Source organism: Streptosporangiales bacterium (genome assembly GCA_009379955.1).
Taxonomy (GTDB): Bacteria; Actinomycetota; Actinomycetes; order Streptosporangiales; family WHST01; genus WHST01.
Genome location: WHST01000131.1, coordinates 1 through 17531 on the forward strand (window position 1 = coordinate 1; position 17531 = coordinate 17531).

19 protein-coding genes, 1 tRNA gene and 1 pseudogene are annotated in these 17531 nt (G+C 68.9%); 11 read left to right on the top strand and 10 right to left on the bottom strand.

Features of this window, described 5'->3' with window-relative positions; translation table 11 throughout:
* Positions 1-157: 157 nt before the first annotated feature.
* The 5 genes from GEV10_27270 to GEV10_27290 are packed head-to-tail and all read right to left on the bottom strand — an operon-like array spanning position 158 to position 3932.
* Entirely contained in the window at positions 158-679 is a 522-nt protein-coding gene (locus GEV10_27270) for a flavin reductase (GenBank protein MQA82129.1), read from the bottom strand.
* 22 nt (positions 680-701) lie between these two features.
* Complete coding sequence (locus GEV10_27275) at positions 702-1046, bottom strand: cupin (GenBank protein MQA82130.1); 345 nt, start codon at positions 1044-1046, stop codon at positions 702-704.
* A gap of 18 nt (positions 1047-1064) precedes the next feature.
* On the bottom strand, positions 1065-2513 hold the full coding sequence (locus GEV10_27280; protein ID MQA82131.1) for a 4-hydroxyphenylacetate 3-hydroxylase: 1449 nt from the start codon (positions 2511-2513) through the stop codon (positions 1065-1067).
* Positions 2513-3214 (bottom strand): DUF2848 domain-containing protein, encoded by a 702-nt coding sequence (locus tag GEV10_27285; protein ID MQA82132.1) that lies wholly within the window; start codon positions 3212-3214, stop codon positions 2513-2515. The genes GEV10_27280 and GEV10_27285 overlap by 1 nt, the downstream gene beginning before the upstream one ends.
* A gap of 4 nt (positions 3215-3218) precedes the next feature.
* Positions 3219-3932: an FCD domain-containing protein gene (locus GEV10_27290; GenBank protein ID MQA82133.1), complete on the bottom strand. Its 714-nt coding sequence runs from the start codon at positions 3930-3932 to the stop codon at positions 3219-3221.
* A 79-nt stretch (positions 3933-4011) separates the two neighbouring features.
* On the opposite strand from GEV10_27290, the gene GEV10_27295 reads away from it, so the two are divergent.
* From GEV10_27295 to GEV10_27330, 8 genes and pseudogenes are all read left to right on the top strand, one after another.
* On the top strand, positions 4012-4815 hold the full coding sequence (locus GEV10_27295; protein ID MQA82134.1) for an ATP-binding cassette domain-containing protein: 804 nt from the start codon (positions 4012-4014) through the stop codon (positions 4813-4815).
* A gap of 1 nt (position 4816) precedes the next feature.
* Entirely contained in the window at positions 4817-5833 is a 1017-nt protein-coding gene (locus GEV10_27300; GenBank protein MQA82135.1) for a hypothetical protein, read from the top strand.
* Positions 5548-6666, top strand: coding sequence for an ABC transporter permease subunit (locus GEV10_27305; protein MQA82136.1), 1119 nt, complete (start codon positions 5548-5550; stop codon positions 6664-6666). The genes GEV10_27300 and GEV10_27305 overlap by 286 nt, the downstream gene beginning before the upstream one ends.
* Positions 6666-7490 carry an ABC transporter permease subunit gene (locus GEV10_27310; GenBank protein ID MQA82137.1) on the top strand — a complete coding sequence of 275 codons (825 nt, stop codon included), beginning with the start codon at positions 6666-6668 and terminating at the stop codon, positions 7488-7490. Before GEV10_27305 ends, GEV10_27310 begins: the two co-directional genes overlap by 1 nt.
* A 31-nt stretch (positions 7491-7521) precedes the next feature.
* On the top strand, positions 7522-9048 hold the full coding sequence (locus GEV10_27315) for a UbiD family decarboxylase (GenBank protein MQA82138.1): 1527 nt from the start codon (positions 7522-7524) through the stop codon (positions 9046-9048).
* A gap of 16 nt (positions 9049-9064) precedes the next feature.
* Positions 9065-9382: a divalent cation tolerance protein CutA gene (locus GEV10_27320; protein MQA82139.1), complete on the top strand. Its 318-nt coding sequence runs from the start codon at positions 9065-9067 to the stop codon at positions 9380-9382.
* A gap of 129 nt (positions 9383-9511) precedes the next feature.
* The gene (locus tag GEV10_27325) at positions 9512-10303 is read left to right on the top strand and encodes an ATP-binding cassette domain-containing protein (GenBank protein MQA82140.1); all 792 of its coding nucleotides are present in this window, start codon (positions 9512-9514) and stop codon (positions 10301-10303) included.
* 10 nt (positions 10304-10313) lie between these two features.
* Positions 10314-10436: pseudogene (locus tag GEV10_27330) on the top strand (IS256 family transposase).
* Position 10437: 1 nt separating this feature from the next.
* Here GEV10_27330 and GEV10_27335 read toward each other — a convergent pair.
* Positions 10438-11640: a HAMP domain-containing protein gene (locus GEV10_27335; GenBank protein MQA82141.1), complete on the bottom strand. Its 1203-nt coding sequence runs from the start codon at positions 11638-11640 to the stop codon at positions 10438-10440.
* Positions 11637-12293: a response regulator gene (locus GEV10_27340; protein MQA82142.1), complete on the bottom strand. Its 657-nt coding sequence runs from the start codon at positions 12291-12293 to the stop codon at positions 11637-11639. The genes GEV10_27335 and GEV10_27340 overlap by 4 nt, the downstream gene beginning before the upstream one ends.
* Before the next feature lie 95 nt (positions 12294-12388).
* Here GEV10_27340 and GEV10_27345 point away from each other — a divergent pair, with 95 nt between their 5' ends.
* Positions 12389-13252 carry an ATP-binding cassette domain-containing protein gene (locus tag GEV10_27345; GenBank protein MQA82143.1) on the top strand — a complete coding sequence of 288 codons (864 nt, stop codon included), beginning with the start codon at positions 12389-12391 and terminating at the stop codon, positions 13250-13252.
* A complete protein-coding gene (locus GEV10_27350) occupies positions 13249-15675 on the top strand; it encodes an FtsX-like permease family protein (protein ID MQA82144.1) in 2427 nt (808 codons plus the stop codon). Before GEV10_27345 ends, GEV10_27350 begins: the two co-directional genes overlap by 4 nt.
* A gap of 34 nt (positions 15676-15709) precedes the next feature.
* On the opposite strand, the gene GEV10_27355 is transcribed toward GEV10_27350, so the two are convergent.
* From GEV10_27355 to GEV10_27365, 3 genes are all read right to left on the bottom strand, one after another.
* Positions 15710-16066: a hypothetical protein gene (locus GEV10_27355; GenBank protein MQA82145.1), complete on the bottom strand. Its 357-nt coding sequence runs from the start codon at positions 16064-16066 to the stop codon at positions 15710-15712.
* A gap of 57 nt (positions 16067-16123) precedes the next feature.
* Positions 16124-16209, bottom strand: a tRNA-Leu gene (locus GEV10_27360).
* 62 nt (positions 16210-16271) lie between these two features.
* Positions 16272-16493: a hypothetical protein gene (locus tag GEV10_27365; protein MQA82146.1), complete on the bottom strand. Its 222-nt coding sequence runs from the start codon at positions 16491-16493 to the stop codon at positions 16272-16274.
* Positions 16494-16651: 158 nt separating this feature from the next.
* On the opposite strand from GEV10_27365, the gene GEV10_27370 reads away from it, so the two are divergent.
* Complete coding sequence (locus tag GEV10_27370; protein MQA82147.1) at positions 16652-17398, top strand: hypothetical protein; 747 nt, start codon at positions 16652-16654, stop codon at positions 17396-17398.
* The last annotated feature ends 133 nt before the right edge of the window (positions 17399-17531 follow it).

Sequence of the window (17531 nt, forward strand, 5' to 3'; positions counted from 1 at the left end):
CTGGCACACCAACCGACACACCGGCAACCACGCCCACCGCAAAGCCCGACTCACCCACCAACTCACCACCCTCGGCTACACCGTCACCCTCACCCAGGCAGCCACCTGACAGCCATTTTCGAATGAACGTGATCAACAGGGAGGCCCTGACCATCGCTCAGAAGAACCAGTCGGCGGGGGCCTGGCCGCCGGCGGTGAACTCGCCGAAGCTCCCCGCGTAGAACGCCAGCGGATGACCGTCCCTGGCGCACGTCGCGACGACGCGGCCGAGCACGAGGACGTGGTCGCCCGCCGGGATCTCCTGCTCCGTGACGCACTCGAGGTGCGCGAGGGAGTCGGGGACGACGGGCACCTCGTGGTTGCCGTACTCCAGCGGCAGTCCGGCGAAGTGGTCCTCGCCGGTCTTGGCGAAGCGGCGGGCGATGCTCTCCTGGCGAGCCGCGACGACGGACACCGCGAACCGGCCGGCGGCACGGATGGCCTCGGTCGTGCGGGCCTCGGGCATCAGGCTGACGAGCAGCAGCGGCGGGTCGAGCGACACGGACGTGAGCGAGTTGACCGTCATGCCGTGTGCCTGGCCGTCGGCGATCGTGGTGACGACGGCGACGCCGGTGGCGAACCGTCCCATCGTGCGCCGCAGCTCCACGGGATCGAGCGCCGGGCGTTCCTCGTGACTCATCGGATTCTCCCGCCCTTCGCTCTTACGCCCGGTAGCGCACCTCGAAGGTGAGGCACCCGTCGTCGCTCTGCCAGGGACCGTGCGGCATACCGGGCGGTCGGCAGGCGTACGTCCCCGCCCGGAACGTCTCGTCGAGCCTGAGGTCGGTCATCGACCCCTCCAGGATGTACACCTCCTCCCAGAAGTCGTGCTCCTGCACACCGTTCGGGCTCGTGTCGCAACCGGGGTCGAGGCGGAGCATCCGCGTCGCCACGCCGGTGTCGGGATCGTCGGCGAGGATGCGCTCGGTGAGCCCGCCGGCGTCGCCGGCGCACGGGGTGAAGCCGATGGTGCCGACGTCGAAGAACTCGTGCTCTGGCTTGGCCATGTCAGAAAGGGCTCCCTGTCAGTCGTCGACGCCGTACGAGGCGAGGAAGGCGTCGACCTCGCCGAGCGGCTCGTCGAAGCCGTAGTTGCGGTACGCGTAGCCCTTCGCCACGAAGGGCGCTCCGGCGTAGAACATCTCGTACTGGTGGTGCCGGCCGCCGAACTCGCTGCTCACCGCGTCCCACACGAGCTTGAACAGCTTGATCCGCTCGTCGGCGGACACGCCGGGGGACTGGATGTACCTGTCCATGTCCGCACGCGTGGCGGGATTGCGCATCTCCTCGACGCTCGACGGGACCTGCAGCACGCCGCCGCCGACGAGGTCGCGGACGATCGCGAGCACGCGCGGGTACAGCTCGGCCTGCAGTCCCATCGCACCGTAGAGCGGGCGCGGCCGCGGGAGCCACAGGCCCGCGTCGTCGGGCTCGGCGCCGTACTCCGCGGCGAGGACGGCGGACTCGACGAGCGAGGCGAGGCTGGCGAGCTCGCCTAGCTTCTCCTGCACGCCGGGGATGCGGTCGACGCCGTTGGTCCTGGCGACCTTGACGGCGAGGCCGGCGAGGAACTGCAGCTTCACCGCGAAGCGGATCTGCGCCTGCCAGTTGCCGAGCACGTGCGCGCCGGTGCCGAAGAACTGCTTGCGCACGCCGTCGACGTCGCGGCAGACGAAGACACGGTCCCAGGGCACGAGCACGTCGTCGAATACCAGTAGCGCGTCGGTCTCGTCGTACCGCGTGCTCAGCGGGTAGTCGTATCGGCTCGTCGCGGCGGACGCGTACGGGCGGCGGCAGTAGAGCTTGAGCCCCGACGCGCTCACCGGGATGGTGAAGCCCACTGCGAAGTCGCGGTCCTCCGGCGTCAGCGGCTTGATGCACGACACGAAGATCTCGTCGGCGATCGCGCCGCCGGTCGCGAGCATCTGTGCGCCGCGCACCAGCATGCCGTCGGCGCACTCCTCGGCGACGCCGACCTGGACGAGGTCGCCCTCCCACGCGTGCGCCGAGGTCGCCCTCGACACCTGCGGGGGGATGATCGCGTACGAGACGAAGAGGCTCTCGCGGAGCGCGCGCTCGTGGTACTTCACGACGTTGTCGGAGAAGTCGCGGTCCTCGCTCGTGAACGCCTCGGGGTGGGCGGCGAAGCCGGCGAGGAACGCCCCGACGTGGTCGGGGCTGCGGCCGACCCAGCCGTGCGTGTGCCGGGACCAGGTCTCGATGGCGGCGCGCCTGGCGACGAGGTCGTCGCGGCTGCGCGGGATCGAGAAGACCCGGTTGGCGGTCTCGCCGGTCTCCGGCGCCTTGTACTGCATCCCGTTGGCCGGATCGGCGGCGAGGTCGTACAGCTCGGCCATCGTCGCCGTGATCGGGGCGAACGCCGGGTGCACGGTGACGTCGTCCACCCGCTTGCCGTCGACGTAGATCTCACGGTCGTCGCGCAGTGCCGCTAAGTAGTCGGCTCCGGTGCGCATCAGCTGCTCCTCTGCTTGACGTCGTAGCGGTGGGTGAGGACGGTCGGCCCGCCGTCGAGGGTGAGCTCCAGGTGCCACGACCGGCCGGCACGGAACTCGCCGCCGACCAGCGGCAGCGTGCCGGTGAAGACCACCAGATCACCCGCCTCGGGATCCTCCCCGCGGGCGGTGAGCTCCGCGGACAGCCTGGGAAGTAGGTCGCTCGGCTGCCTGAGCACCGCGACGGGACCGTCCTGGTAGAGCGTGTCGTCGACCTCGCAACGCGCGTGCGCGCGGTCCCACGCCGTGTCGTACGCCCCGGCCGCGAGGTCGTCGGGGAGGGGAACGACGACGTCGCCGAGCGGCTTGGGACATGCCGCCTTGGCCGTGCCGATGTCCTCGCGTTCGAGGTCGCGGTCGGTGTGATCGGAGCCGACGCCGAGGTACCAGCGGCCGCCGGCACGGACCAGCACGGGCTCGACCTCGCCGGACGTCAGGTCGCCGGCCACGTCGACGACCTCGTCGGTGGTGAGCAACCCGGGATCGAGGTGGTAGAACATCGGCACGGTCGGCGGGGGTGGGACCCCGATGCGGGCGAGCTCGTCGATGTGCTCCCGCACCGACGCGTCGTCGCGCGCGGTGTAGCCCGCGATCACGAGGCGTTCGGCGCGGACGGCCAACGCGTCGTCCGAGCCCGAGATCGTGAGTCTCAGCTCCGCCACGTGGTCACGCGCCTTCCCTTGTCGGTGTGCTCCGCGTGCGCGGTGCGGTGCGCAGCACGCCGAGGGTGTTGTCGAGGTGCGTGCGCACCGCCGCGGCCACACGGTCGGTGTTCCTGCTCCGCAGCGCGCGGACGATCGCCAGGTGCTCGCCGAGCACGCGCTGCGAGCGGTCCTTCGACGTCGCCACCGCCTGCATGCCCATGCGTACCTGCCGGTCGCGCAGGGACTCGTAGAACGCGGCGAGCACGGTGTTGCCCGTGGCCTCCACGATCGTGCGGTGGAACACGCGGTCGAGGTCGATGAAGGCGACGTCGTCCTCGACGACCTCCTCCTGCTTGGCGACGAGGGAGTTGAGATCGTCGACGAGAGCGCTGAGCTCGGGGGTGAGCGATTTGTGCGCCGATGTGATCCGGCGCACACTCCAGTCCTCCACGAGGTGGCGCGCCTCCATCACGTCGGCGATGTCACTGTCCGAGATCGGTGGGACGAAGGCGCCCTTCTTGGGCACGATCTGCACGAGTCCCTCGGTCTCCAGGCGCAGCAACGCCTCGCGTACGGGCGTGCGTGAGGTGCCCGCGGCGGTGGCGATCTCGTGCTCGGTGAGGAAAGTGCCCTCGCTGCGTGGCAACGCAGCGATGTGCGTCTTCAGCCAGTGGTACGTCGAGTCCTGCGCGCTCTCGCTGCGTTTTCGAGCAGACGCTCGTCGTACACTGGTCATAGCCAACATGCATACATCAGGTGTATGACTGGGTGCAAGCGGGGGACAGGAGAACCTGTCGAGCGGAGCAAGGTGGCCAATGGTGGTGGAGAAGTCCGGGTTGCTCGAGATCGCGAGCCTCCGCAAGCAGTACGGCAACGGTACCCTCGCCGTCGAGGACGTCACGTGTGAGGTCCGGCAGGGCGAGTTCGTGTCGATCGTCGGTCCCTCGGGGGCGGGGAAGACGACGTTGCTGAAGATGATCTGCGGGCTGCTCGCGCCGTCCGGAGGGCAGGTACGCCTCCACGACCGGCAGGTGACTTCGCCGCCGCCGGAGATGATCCTGGTGTTCCAGGACTACCACCGGTCACTGTTCCCGTGGCTCACCGTAGGCGGCAACGTCGCGTTCCCGTTGAAGAACAAGAAGAACATGACCGCGGCCGAGAAGAAGGCCGCGACGCAGGAGGCCGTCAAGGCCGTCGGGCTCGAGGAGAGCACCGACAAGTATCCGTGGCAGCTCTCCGGTGGCATGCAGCAGCGGGTGGCCATCGCCCGCGCGATCGCGTTCAGCCCCGAGATCCTGCTGCTCGACGAGCCGTTCGCCTCCGTCGACGCGCTGACGAGGATGTCGCTCGAGGACCTCACGCTACGGTTGCGCAACACGTTCGGCATCACCGTCCTCCTCGTGACCCACGACATCGACGAGGCCGTGTACCTCTCCGACCGGGTCCTCGTCCTGAGCCCGCCGCCGTCGGTGGTGGTGCGGGAGATCGTCGTCGACCTCGAACGACCCCGCGAACAGACCAAGACCAGAAGTGACCCCGCGTTCTGGAAGCTCCGCAACGAGCTGCACGACATGATCGGCAAGCGACCGCAGCGGGTCGAAGAAACCGAAAGGAACTGATATGCCTGCGGTAAGAACAGGGCGCACACTGCGCCGTCTCGCGATCGTTCCCGTGGTCGCCGCACTCGCACTGTCCGCGGCATGCGGACCAGGCGCGCCCTCCGACGAAGGTGGCGGTGGCGGTGGTGAGGACGGTTCGTCCAAGCTGCGGATCGGCGTGAAGGCGACAGACTCCGATGCCCAGATCTACTACGCGAAGGAGCTCGGCTACTTCGAGGACGCCGGCCTGAACGTCGAGGTCAGGCAGATCAGCGACGGCGCCGCTATCGCGTCCGGTGTGGTGTCGAAGAGCCTCGAGATCGGTAGCGCCAACGTGACGTCCGTGGCGACCTCGGCGGCCGAGGGGCTGCCGTTCGTCTTCCTCGCACCCGGCAGCATGTACGACGAGAGTGGCCCGATCTCGGCGTCCCTCGTCGTGCCGAAGGACTCGAAGGTGAAGTCGGCGGCCGACCTGAAGGGCAAGACGGTCGCGGTCAACGGCCTGAAGAACATCACCGACCTCGCCGTCAAGTCATGGGTGGACAAGAACGGTGGCGACTCGAAGTCCCTGAAGTTCATCGAGTTCCCGTTCCCACAGATGCCCGCCGCGCTCGACCAGGGCAAGGTCGACGCCGCGCTGATCCTCGAGCCGGCGCTGTCCAAGGCGGTCGGCAACTGCTGCCGCGTCCTGGGAAACGCGTACGGCGGCATCTCCAAGCGGTTCATGACCTCCGGCTGGGTGACCACGAAGGAATGGTCGGAGAAGAACCCGGAGCAGGCCAAGAAGTTCTCCGAGGTTATGGCCAAGACCGCGGCGTGGGCCAACAAGGAGGAGAACCACGAGCGGTCCGCCGAGATCCTCGTCAAGAACCTCGAGATCGAGGAGAAGACCGCGGCGAACATGAAGCGCGCGATCTACGGCGAGACCCTCGAGGCCGGCCTGATCCAGCCCCAGATCGACGTCGGCGTCAAGTACGACGTGGTCACCAAGAAGGTGGACGCGAAGGACCTCATCTCGACCGCCGTCACGTCGAAGTAGGTCCGTCCATGGTGAGTGCCGGACACAGGCTGTCCACGCGGCCGGGAGCTCTGCTCCCGGCCCTGGACAGCAGGATCAACGTCCGCGGCTGGGGCTTCGTGGTGGCGTTCACCGTTCTCCTCGAGGTCGTGGTCCGGCTGGACCTGCTCTCGGAGTACTTCCCGCCGCCGTCGTTGATCGTGACGACGCTCGTGCGTGAACTGCTGACCGGCAGCCTGTCGCTGCAGGTCCTCGCGACACTCGTCGCGTACGCCGAGGGCCTGGTGCTCGCTGCGGTCCTCGGCGTGCTCGTCGGTGTGCTGATGGGCACGTTCCGCACGTTCTACGACGCGATCAAGGTGATCGTGGAGTTCCTCCGGCCGATTCCCTCGGTCGCGATCATCCCGCTCGCGATCCTGGTGTTCGGCCTCGGGACGTACTCGATGCGGGTGTCGGTCATCGCGTACGCCGCGTTCTGGCCGATCCTGTTCAACACGTTCTACGGGGTGCGCTCGATCGACCCCGTCGCGGTCGACACGGCACGGAACTTCGGCCTGTCCAGCGCGCAGATCCTGCGCCGGGTGACGCTGCCGTCCGCGCTGACGAGCGTCGCCACCGGCTTCCGCGTCAGCGCCGCGATGGCCATCCACCTGACCGTCACCGCCGAGCTCGTCGCCGGCAGCAGCGGCATCGGCTTCTACGTGGGCCGGATGGAGGAGGTCGGCCGGACGCCGGAGCTGTACGCGGGCATCCTGCTGGCCGGCATTCTCGGCTACCTGCTCAACACGGTGTTCCGGCTCGTCGAGCGGCGCGGCGTCTTCTGGACCGCGGCATACGGGGAGAGGGGCGCCTGATGACCGCGACGACGTCGACCGAGACCAAAGCGACGACCGCCGACGGGCCGCGAACCGGAAGGTTGCGGTCGAACCTGCTCGGCTTCGGCGTGCTGCTCGGCGCGCTCGTGCTGTGGGAGGTGACCGCGCGGCTGCTGCAGTCCTTCTACTTCCCGCCGTTCAGCACCGCGGTCGTGCACCTCTTCGGGATCCTCACGTATCCGGAGTTCCTGCTCGGGGAGGCGTTGCCGAGCCTGTACCGGATGCTCATCGGCTTCGTGGTCGCTGCGGTGCTCGGCATCGTGATCGGCGTGCTGACGGGCTCGTTCCGGCAGCTGTTCAGGACGCTCGACCCGTTCTTCGAGTTCTTCCGCGCCATCCCACCGCCCATCATCATCCCCGTCGGCATCCTCCTGCTCGGCATCGGCGACGCCATGAAGATCATGGTGATCGCGTTCGGCACGTTCTGGCCGGTGCTGCTGAACAGCAATGACGGTGCGCGGAGCGTCAGCCAGGAACGTCTCGACACCGCCGCGATCTTCGGGCTGCGCAAGGCACAGGCGATCGTTCGTGTGGTCGTGCCATCGGCGATGCCGAACATCTTCGCCGGACTGCGCATCGGCCTGTCACTCTCGCTGATCATGATGGTGATCTCGGAGATGATCGGCAGCACCAACGGGATCGGCTACTTCATCCTCGACGCGCAGAAGACGTTCCGTGTGCCCGACATGTTCGCCGGCATCGCACTGCTCGGCCTGCTCGGCTACCTGCTGAACACCGGATTCATGGCGCTGGAGAACAAGGTGCTGGCGTGGCACCACGGTCAGACCAACACGCCGACTTGACCGACACGAGGAAGGTGGGCCGGGCGTCCCGATGACGAAGCACAGCAGTGAGGATCTCCGTACGGCTCTCGACCGGCTGCGCACCCACGGCGAGCTCGCCGACGTCACGGGCGAGGTCCACTGGGATCGGGAGCTCGGGGCACTGACCCGCGAGGCCCTGCGGCGCAAGGGTCCGGCCCTGCTTTTCGACAACATCACCGGGTACAACACTCCCGACGCGCGATGCGGGAAGCTCGTCACGAGCCTGCTGGCGAGCCAGCGCAGGCTGTCCCTGCTGCTCGGCTACGACACCCCGCCCGAGCACGATGAGCTCGTGAAGTACGTGCTCGACACCAACGCGAAGCAGGTGCCGCCCGTCATCGTCGACGACGGTCCAGTCCACGAGGTCGTGGTCAAGGGCGACGACATCGACCTGACCGAGCTGCCGGTACCGCGGTGGCACCACCTCGACGGCGGCCGCTACATCAACACGTTCGCGGCGATCGTCACCAAGGACCCCGACGACGGATCGGTCAACGTCGGCGTCTACCGCGGCATGATCTCCGGCCGCGACAAGATCCCGATGCTGCTCGTGCCGAGCCAGCACTGGGGCCTGCACTGGGCGAAGCACGTCGAGCGGAAGAAGCCGATGCAGGTGGCCTGCATCTACGGCTGGCACCCGGTGATGGACTTCCTCGCCGGCAGCCCCATCCCGAAGGGTGTGTCCGAGTACGACGTGATGGGCGCGTACCTCGGCGCGCCGGTGCCGCTGGTGCGGTGCCGGACGGTCGACCTGGAGGTGCCGGCGTCGGCCGAGATCGTCGTGGAGGGCTACATCTCGCCCGACCCCGACACGTACGAGATGGAGGGTCCGTTCGGCGAGTTCACCGGCTACGTCAGCGACCTGCCGACCCGCCGGCCGACGATCCAGGTGACGGCCGTGACGCACCGGGAGTCGCCGATCTTCCGTGGCACGCTGGAGGGTTCGCTGCCCGGCGCGAGCGGCGAGAACAGCCACATGTCCGCGTTGCAGCGGGCGGCCATCGCGTGGCGCACCCTGGAGAACGCCGGCGTGCCCGGCGTGACCAACGTCTACGTCCACCCGGTGACCAACGGCACGACGATCGCGGTGCAGATCCGCAAGGTCAACGAGGGTCACGCCAAGTGGGTGGCGTCGGCGCTGTGGAGCAGCGGCGCGGCGCTGTACCGGTACAAGAACGTCATCGTGGTCGACGAGGACGTCGACATCTCCGACTACTCCGCGCTCGACTGGGCGATCGCCTACCGGGTGCGCGCCGGCACCGACGACATCGTGGTGTTCCCCGGCAGCTTCGGCTCGCCCATCGACCCCAGCACCCCGCTGGAGGAGCGTTCCGTCGGCGATCTCGGCTCCGGCCTGTGGAACCGCATGCTCATCGACGCGACGAAGACCTGGCGCTACGCGGCGCGGGCCGAGTGGGGCGGCGCGAAGTTCCCTCCCACCGTCGAGAACGCCCCCGAGGACATCGCCCAGGTGAAGAGCCGCTGGGCCGAGTACGGCTTCACCGGCTGGGACGGCGAGTCCCGCGCGGAGACCTGATCCGTACGCTGGGTCCATGAGCGAGCACGTGCGTGTCGAGACCACGATCGACGACCGCGACGCCGCGGCGCGACTGGCCGAGTCGGTCGTCGGTGCCCGACTGGTCGCCTGCGCCCAGGTGGTGGGGCCGATCCGCAGCACGTACCGGTGGGACGGGGCGACGACGACCGACGAGGAGTGGCTGCTCGTCATGAAGACGGCGGGGGACCGGCTCGACGAGCTGGTGGCACACCTGCGCGACGCGCACCCGTACGACGTCCCCGAGATCGTCGCCGTCCCGGTGGTGGGCGGCAACCCCGACTACCTGGCATGGCTGACCGCGGAGACCAGGTAGTCGCTCGGGCGATCTGGGATCGCGTGGGGGTGGACCTAACCCCCCTGTGCCGGCCCGGCACGACACCTACGCTCAACAGCGTGGCGTGTTCGGACGCCGTTGGGTGGGCGGGTAGCGAGGTGGTAGCAGGTGACCGTGCAGAGACGGCCGGAGGCCGTGCGGTTGGAGTCGGTGACCAAGACGTACGAGACCGCGGGCGGCCGGGTGACCGCGCTCGACGAGGTGACCGTCGACGTCCCCGCGGGTGGGTTCACCGTGGTCATGGGGCCCTCGGGCTCCGGTAAGAGCACGTTCCTGCAGTGCGCGGCGGGGCTCGACCTGCCGACCCGTGGCCGGGTGTCGATCGATGGCTCCGAGGTGACCGGTGGCAACGAGACCGCACTGACGAAGTTCCGGCGCCAGCGGGTGGGCTTCGTGTTCCAGCAGTTCAACCTGCTGCCGACGCTCGACGTGCTGCAAAACGTGATGCTGCCGTTGCGGCTGGCCGGGCGGAAGGCAGACCGGCAGCGCTGCGTCGAGGGCTCCATCGAGGTCACGGCGTCCGGCGTGACCTCGACCCGGATCGTGCGACCCGTGACCGGGCATGTCGATGCCACGCTCGCGGGCTGGCCGAGGATCGGCGGGAACAGCAGCGTGTCCGCGGCGCAGAACGTGAACAGCTCACGGTCCTCGACGACGAACCGGTGCCGGGTCTCGCGCTGGGTCAGGCCGAACCCGAGCAGTCGCCCGTGGTCGTCCCAGTCCGTGCCTGGCTGTGCGCGCAGCCAGGCAGCCAGCCGCTCTTCGGGCACGCCGGCCTCGGCGGCCAGGCGCGACAGCGGCACCGGTTCCGCACGCTCGTGTGGGGGGAGGGAGGAGCCTTCGAGCTTCGCGCCGTGGTCATCGCGTGGTCCTTGGAAGACCTCTCACTCTGCTGCGTGACCTGCTCGGCACGTTCATCGACGCGCTGGTGTTGAAGGTCTGCGAAGGCGGTCGAGTGGCAGGCGTGCACGCGCTGGTCGTGACCGGGGTGAACGATGATGGGCACCGCGAGATCCTCGGCTTGCATCTCACGGTCAGGTGTTCGGGATGCGGACTTGGATGGTGAGGCCGCCACCGGGGCGGGGGGCTGTGTGGATGTGGCCGTTGTGGGCATGGGTGACGGCGCGGACGATGGACAGGCCGAGTCCGGCTCCTCGCCCGATCGGGTCGGTGTCGTCGGTGAGGCGGTCGTCGGTGAGGCGGTCGCCGGTGCCGAGTCTGCGGAACGGTTCGAACAGCTCGTCGATCTCGTCGATGCCGATGATGGGGCCGGTGTTCTCTACGGTCACGTAGGCGTAGCCGTCGGTGGTCCCGGTGGTGATCGACGTCCAGCCGTTGGTGGTGTTGTAGCGGATGGCGTTGTCCAGCAGGTTCTGGACGAGACGTTCGAGCAGTACCGGGTCGCCGGTGAACGTTGCGGGTGTGAGGGTGGAGCGGATCTCCACCCCGGCGGTGCGCGCGGTGCCGGACGAGACGGTGATCGCTTGGCGGGCGGCGTCCGCGAGGTCGACGGGTTCCCGCTCGGTGAGGTCCTGGTCGCTGCTGGCAAGTGTAAGGAGTCCGTCGATGAGGCGTTCGTGTCTGTCGTTGACCTCGAGCAGCGCTGTGCCGAGCTTGCGCGTCGCCTCGGGCACGTCGGGGTCGTCCAGGGTGACCTCGATGAGGGTGCGGTTGATCGTCAACGGGGTGCGGAGCTCATGGGACGCGTTGGCGACGAAGCGGCGCTGGCCGTCGAACGAGCGGTCGAGCCGTTCCAGCATGGCATCGAACGTGTCCGCGAGGTCCCTGATCTCGTCGGCGGGGCCTTGCAGCGCGATGCGTTCGTGGAGGCTGTGGTCGGCGACCCGGCGCGCGGTGGCGGTGATCCGCTGGAGCGGGTGCAGCGCACGGCCGGCGAGCAGCCAGCCGCACCCGCCCGCGGCGACGCCGACCACGCCCAGCGATACCAGCGACCAGGTCAGCATCGTGCGCAGGGTGTCGTCGCGTTCCTGCTCGAACTGGGCTCTGAGCGCCCGGTGGAACTCCGCGAGCTGTTCGCGGTCGGTCGCGTGCAGCTCGCGAAGGGTCTCCTCGGTGATCCGTTGGGTGCTGGCGACCCGCGTATTCAGGTTGTGGTCGAGCGCCTGCTGGAGGAACAGGTACGTGAGCGCGATGAGCGCCGTGCCCGCGAGGAAGAACGCTCCCGCGTACAGCGCGGTGAGCCTGAGCCGGATCGTCGACGGCCAGTGACGGCTCATCGGACGCGGTAGCCAGTGCCAGGGACGGTCTCGATGACCGGTGGGTCGCCCAGCTTCCTGCGCACCATCATGATGGTGAAGCGGACGACGCCCGTGAACGGGTCGGTGTGTTCGTCCCATGCCCTCTCCAGAAGCTGCTCGGCGGAGACCACGCCACCGTCGGCGCGTAGGAGTTCAGCGAGGACGGCGAACTCCTTGCGGGACAACGGGACGGGTTCCCCGTCGCGGGTGACGGCGTGCCGGTGCGGATCGAGCCGGATCCCCGCGCGTTCGAGCACCGGCGGGGTAGCGGGGCGCGCTCGCCGCGCGAGGGCTTGGACGCGGGCGATCAGCTCGGCGAACGCGAACGGTTTGGTGAGGTAGTCGTCGGCGCCGAGGCCGAGGCCTGTGACGCGTTGCGCGACGGCGGTCGCCGCGGTGAGCATCAGGATCCTAGTGTCCGACGCGGACTCGACGAGAGCCGCGCACACCTGGTCGCCGGACACGCGTGGAAGGTCGCGGTCGAGGACGACCACGTCGTAGTCGTTCACGGCCAGCCGCTCCAGCGCGGCGTCGCCGTCATACGCGACGTCGACGGCCATGGCGTGCTTGCGCAGCCCGTCGGCTACCGCGTCGGCCAACAGCCGTTCGTCCTCGACAACCAGTACCCGCACGTACACCATCGTGCCCGGCCGTCGCGTTAGGCGGTTGTTAGGGCGCAGCTAATGCCGCTCTAACGGCCCTCTTGGTCGACTGTGCGCATGACGCGATGGCTGAAGCTGCTCGGGATCCTCCTCGCCGTCATCGCCCTGCTGGTGGTCGCGTTGATGCTCACCGGCGTGCTCGGTGGTGGCGGTGGCGGCCACCAACCCAGGAAGCACGGCAGTGGCGGAATGAGCCAGACGTACGAACGCGAAAGTGGGTCGGCGTGGGACATGTGATCGAGGTGCACGACGTCGTCAAGACGTACCCGCTCGGTGACAGCGAGGTCGTCGCCGTCGACCACCTCAGCCTCGACGTCGGGCACGGTGAGTTCGTCGCGATCGTCGGGCGGTCGGGAAGCGGCAAGACGACGCTGCTGAACATGCTCGCCGGCATCGACCGACCCACGACGGGAACGGTGCACGCGGCAGGCGCGGACCTCGGCGCGATGTCGGAGTCCGGGCTGGCGAGCTGGCGTGGTGGCAACGTCGGTCTGGTCTTCCAGTTCTTCCAGCTGTTACCGACGTTGACCGTCGCGGAGAACGTGATGCTGCCGATGGACTTCGCGAAGAAGCTCCCGGCCGACGAACGCCGCAAACGCGCCGTACGTTTGCTGGAACGGGTCGGCATCGTCGACCAGGCGGACAAACTGCCCGCCACCCTGTCCGGCGGCCAGCAGCAGCGTGCCGCGATCGCCCGCGCGCTGGCGAACGACCCACCGCTGCTGCTCGCCGACGAGCCGACGGGCAACCTCGACTCGCACACCGCCGACGCCGTGTTGACGTTGTTCGCCGACCTCAACGCCGAGGGCAGGACCATCGTCGTGGTCACCCACGAACGCGACATCAGGTCGATCGTCTCGCGCGAGGTGACACTGGTGGACGGGCGCATCGTGTCCGACGCGAGCGCGCCGGCGGAGGTGGCGGAGTGAGCCTGTCGACGGTCAAGCTGCGCAGGGATCTGCGAGCGTCCTGGCCGCGGTTCGTCCTGATGGTGTTCGCAATCGCCGTCTGCCTGATGGCGTTCGGCGGGATACTCGCCGCCTGGGCGGTGGTCGGACGGGAGACGGGCAGCGCGTACCTGAGCACGGAGCCGGCGTCCGCGACGATCGTGCTCGACGAGCCCGTCGACGCCGAACGGATGGCGGCGATCGCCGACCAGGCGCGGCAGCGTCCCGGCGTCCTCCAGGCGACCGGCCGTACCCAGTTCGACACCGGCGTCCAGGTGAACGGCCGGCCGCGGGACCTGCGGCTGCAGACGTTCGTCGCGGCCGCGGACGACCCGATGCGCGTGGCGCGGTTTGACGTGGGTCAGGAAGGCAGCTGGCCGCCCGCGCCTGGCGAGATACTGCTCGGGCGCGACTCGCTCGCCTTGCTCGGCATCGCCGTCGGCGACACCGTGACCATCGAGCCGCCGGGCAGCGAACCGTTACGGCTGCGCGTCGCGGGGACGGTGTACGACCCGAGCCTCGCGCCGTCACCGCAGTACCAGAAGGGGCATGCGTACCTGTCCGCGTCGTCGCTCGCGACCGCTCGGTTCGACCAACTGAAGATCCAGGTCGCCGACCCCGCCGGGCCGCGGGTAGCGAGCGACGATCGCGCCGAGGTCGTCGCCGTCGCCGGTGAGGTCGGCAGCTGGCTAGGGCGTGACTACGACGTCGACGTCGCCGAGATCCAGGTGCCTACGCCGTACGCGCACCCGCATCAGTGGCAGGCCGACGTGCTGCTGCTCTCGCTCATGGCGGGCGGCGCGGCCGCGCTCCTTCTCGCCACGATCCTGGTGGCGGCCATGCTCAACAACCTGTTCACCAGGCAGATACCGCAGATCGGCATTATGAAGGCGGTAGGCGCGCGGTCAGGACGCATCGCACGCCTGTACCTGGCGATGACCTTCTCCGTCGCGGCCGCCGCCACCGCGCTCGCGATCGCGCCCGCCATCTTCCTCGCCCGTGACCGCGTCGGAGGGCTGCTGACGATGCTCGGCATCGAACCCGTCAGCCTCACCGCGCCCTGGTGGGCCTACGCCGTGATCGTCGCGGTCGGGCTCGGCCTGCCGCCGTTGCTGACGCTGCCGCCACTGGTGCGGGCGAGCCGTACCACGGTCAGGGCGGCGATCGACCACCACGGCGGCGCGACGAAGCCGAGTGCCGCCTCCGGTGTGCTCGCGCGGCTGAGCCGGCTGCCCTGCCTCGACCGCGGCGTGCTCATGGCGTTGCGGAACACCGTCCGCAGGCCGGCTCGATTCTGGTTGTCGGTTGGCCTGCTGGCGAGCGCGGGGACGGTGTTCGTGGCGGGCATGTCCCTGCGTTCCGGCACCGAGGCCGAGGACGGGGAGCGCCTCGCACAGCGTTACTGGGACGTCGACGTGGCGCTCGACCGGTCCGCTGGTGACGGTCACGTCACCGCCGCCGTGCGACGGATTCCCGACGTCACCGAGGTCCAGGCGTGGCGGCAGGTGCAGATCGGCATCGCCGAGACCGGGAAGCTCCCGTTCACCCGTACCTACCCCGACCAGGGGCACGGCAGCATCACGCTCAACACACTCCCAACGAAGTCGACGCTGGTGGAAGGCCGGCGGCCGCGCGACGGTGAGACCGGCGTGGTCGTGCTGGATCAGGCGGCCCGCGACAAGACCGTGCCAGGTCTCGGTCCCGGTGACGCCGTCCGGCTGTTCATCGACGGCACTCCGACGACATGGCGCATCGCGGGCATCGCCGAGGGCGGTGGTGAGGGCAGCGGCGTCTACGCGACGGCTGCCGGATTCGCCGATGCCACCGGTCAGCCGCAGGTGGTGAACCGGCTGCGGATCATCACGACGAGCCACGACGAACGGACCCGCCAGACCGTCGCGGCCGCCGTCGACCGGACGCTCACCGGGGCGGGCCTCACCGTCGGGTCCTCCCAGTCGGTCAGCCGTGGGAGTACCGCTTCGTCGGAGCACCTCGGGCCCGTCCTCGGCGTTCTGCTGGTCATCGCGCTACCTCTCGGCCTGGTCGGCGGGATCGGCCTGGCCGCCACGATGGGCGCCAACGTCCTCGACCGGTTCCGTGAGTTCGGCATCATGCACGCGATCGGCGCGCGCCCGAGGGCCGTCCGCCGCATCGTCGTCGTGGAAGGTACCTTCCTCGCGGTCGCGAGCTGCCTCGTCGCCGCCATCCCGACGCTGCTGCTCACCCTCGTGCTCGGCTACGGTCTCGGCAACCTCTTCGGCAACGCGGCGCTCCCTTACCGAATCTCCCCGCTCGCCGTCGGCATCTGGGTCGCCGTCGTCCTCCTCGGCGCTGCGCTCGCCACCGACGCCGCAGCCACCCGCGCGTCACGGATCACCGTCCGCGAGGCGCTCACCTACCTGTAACCGGCGCGGCTCGTCGTTCGGCGTGGCTTGATCACTACGGTTCGTCAGTGGTCAGGGTGAGTTGGCCGTGGTGGAAGTCGAAGTGCTGGGTAGGGAATCGGTAGATGTCGGCGAGCGTCATGTAGTGCCGCCGAGACACACCAACACGCGACACATCGATCCACAACATTTGACAATTGGGTTCTTGGATCAGTGAAGCGCAGACAGAACGAAGCCTGGCAGCGGCGGACCTCAGCAAACGCTCAGGAGCATCCAGAACCGGCGCCTTGGAGCCGAGGAGATTCGGCAGCTGGTCACCGCGCTGTCCGGCCTGCTGGAGATCCTGAATACGGCGCACCCCGACGACAAGACCGAGGTCTACTGGCAGCTCGGGCTGAAGCTCACCTACCACCCAGACGACAACACGGTGGCGGCCGAAACCTCGGCTGCCACCGTGCGCGTAGAGTTGTGTCCGAGGAGGGACTTGAACCCTCAAGCCGCTTACGCGGCACTAGCACCTCAAGCTAGCGCGTCTGCCTATTCCGCCACCCGGACGTGCGCGTGCGTGACGCGCTATGCGGGGGAGCCCCGCGGACCGTCACGATAGCACCCGGCCCTCAGGCGTCGCGAGGCAGATCGCCGACCGCGAAGCTGCGTCTGGCACGGATGATCTTGCGGCGCAGCCACACGTCGCGGCTGCCGTCGGCGTAGCGGCGAAGGCGGGCGAGCTCCCAGCTGCCGTACTCCGCCTGCTCGGTGAGGAGCTGGCGTGTCGCGTTGTTCGACAGGGTTCGCGGCAGGGAGAACCTGCGCACCTCGTACTCGACCGGGACGTTCATCTCTCCCATTGTGCCCGGCGACGTGAGGCGGGTCACCCATCTGCGTCGCGAAGCATGACAACGGGTCGAGCTCCTGGGTCGTTGAACAACCGGGCCCGGAGTCCACACAATCCGGGCGGGTGCCAATAGACCTTCGATCAGCGGAAGAAACGGGAGGAATGTCTGAGAAACCGCGCATGGAGCTCAGCGCGACGCAGGTAGTAGGTGGAGCACTGGCAGCGGCCTCGGCCGCGGTGGCCGCGTCGGTGTTCGGCGTGTACGGGACGATCATCGGCGCGGTGGTGGTCAGCATCGTGACGAGCGTCGGCGGGGCGATCTACACGCACTCGTTCCGACGCGGCCGCGAGGCGATCACCAAGGTGCGCGTGAACCGCACCGAACGCTTCGCTGCCACACCCGGGGGCAGCACCAAGGACACGCCGGCCGCGGACGACACGACGAGCGTGCCGGCGACGCGGACCGGGTGGCGGACGCGGCTGGCCGGGATCAACCCGAGGACGGTCGCGATCACCGCGGCGTGTGTGCTCGCCATCAGTCTCGGCGCGATCACCGGCATCGAGGCGATGATCGACAAGCCGATCTCCTCCGCCGTCGGCGGTGGAGGAGACAAGGGTGGCAACAGCCTCGGCCGTGCCTTCGACGGCCGGTCGGGAGGAGAAGACGGTGACAGGTCGCCGTCCCCGACGCCGACCGCCACCGTGACGACGACGAAGTCACCGACGGCGACCTCCACGGGGGAACCGACGACGGGGCCGTCGAAGCCGGCCACGTCGACCTCGACCGGCGAGCCGACGACGTCGAAGCCGACGACGAGCAGGCCGACGCTCCCGCCCACGAGCACGAAGCAGCCGAGCACGCAGCTGCCGACGGGTGGGGCGTCGAAGGAGGCGCAGCAGGCTCCCTAGTAGTACTTTGTTACGTGTGTCGCTACCGCTGATCCGGCTCGTGATGTGGTCGTGTTCTGATCCGTGACCCCGGAGGAGATGGACCAGGTCAGGCCGCGGCTGGTGGCGTTCGCTGCGGAGATGCTCGGCGGGC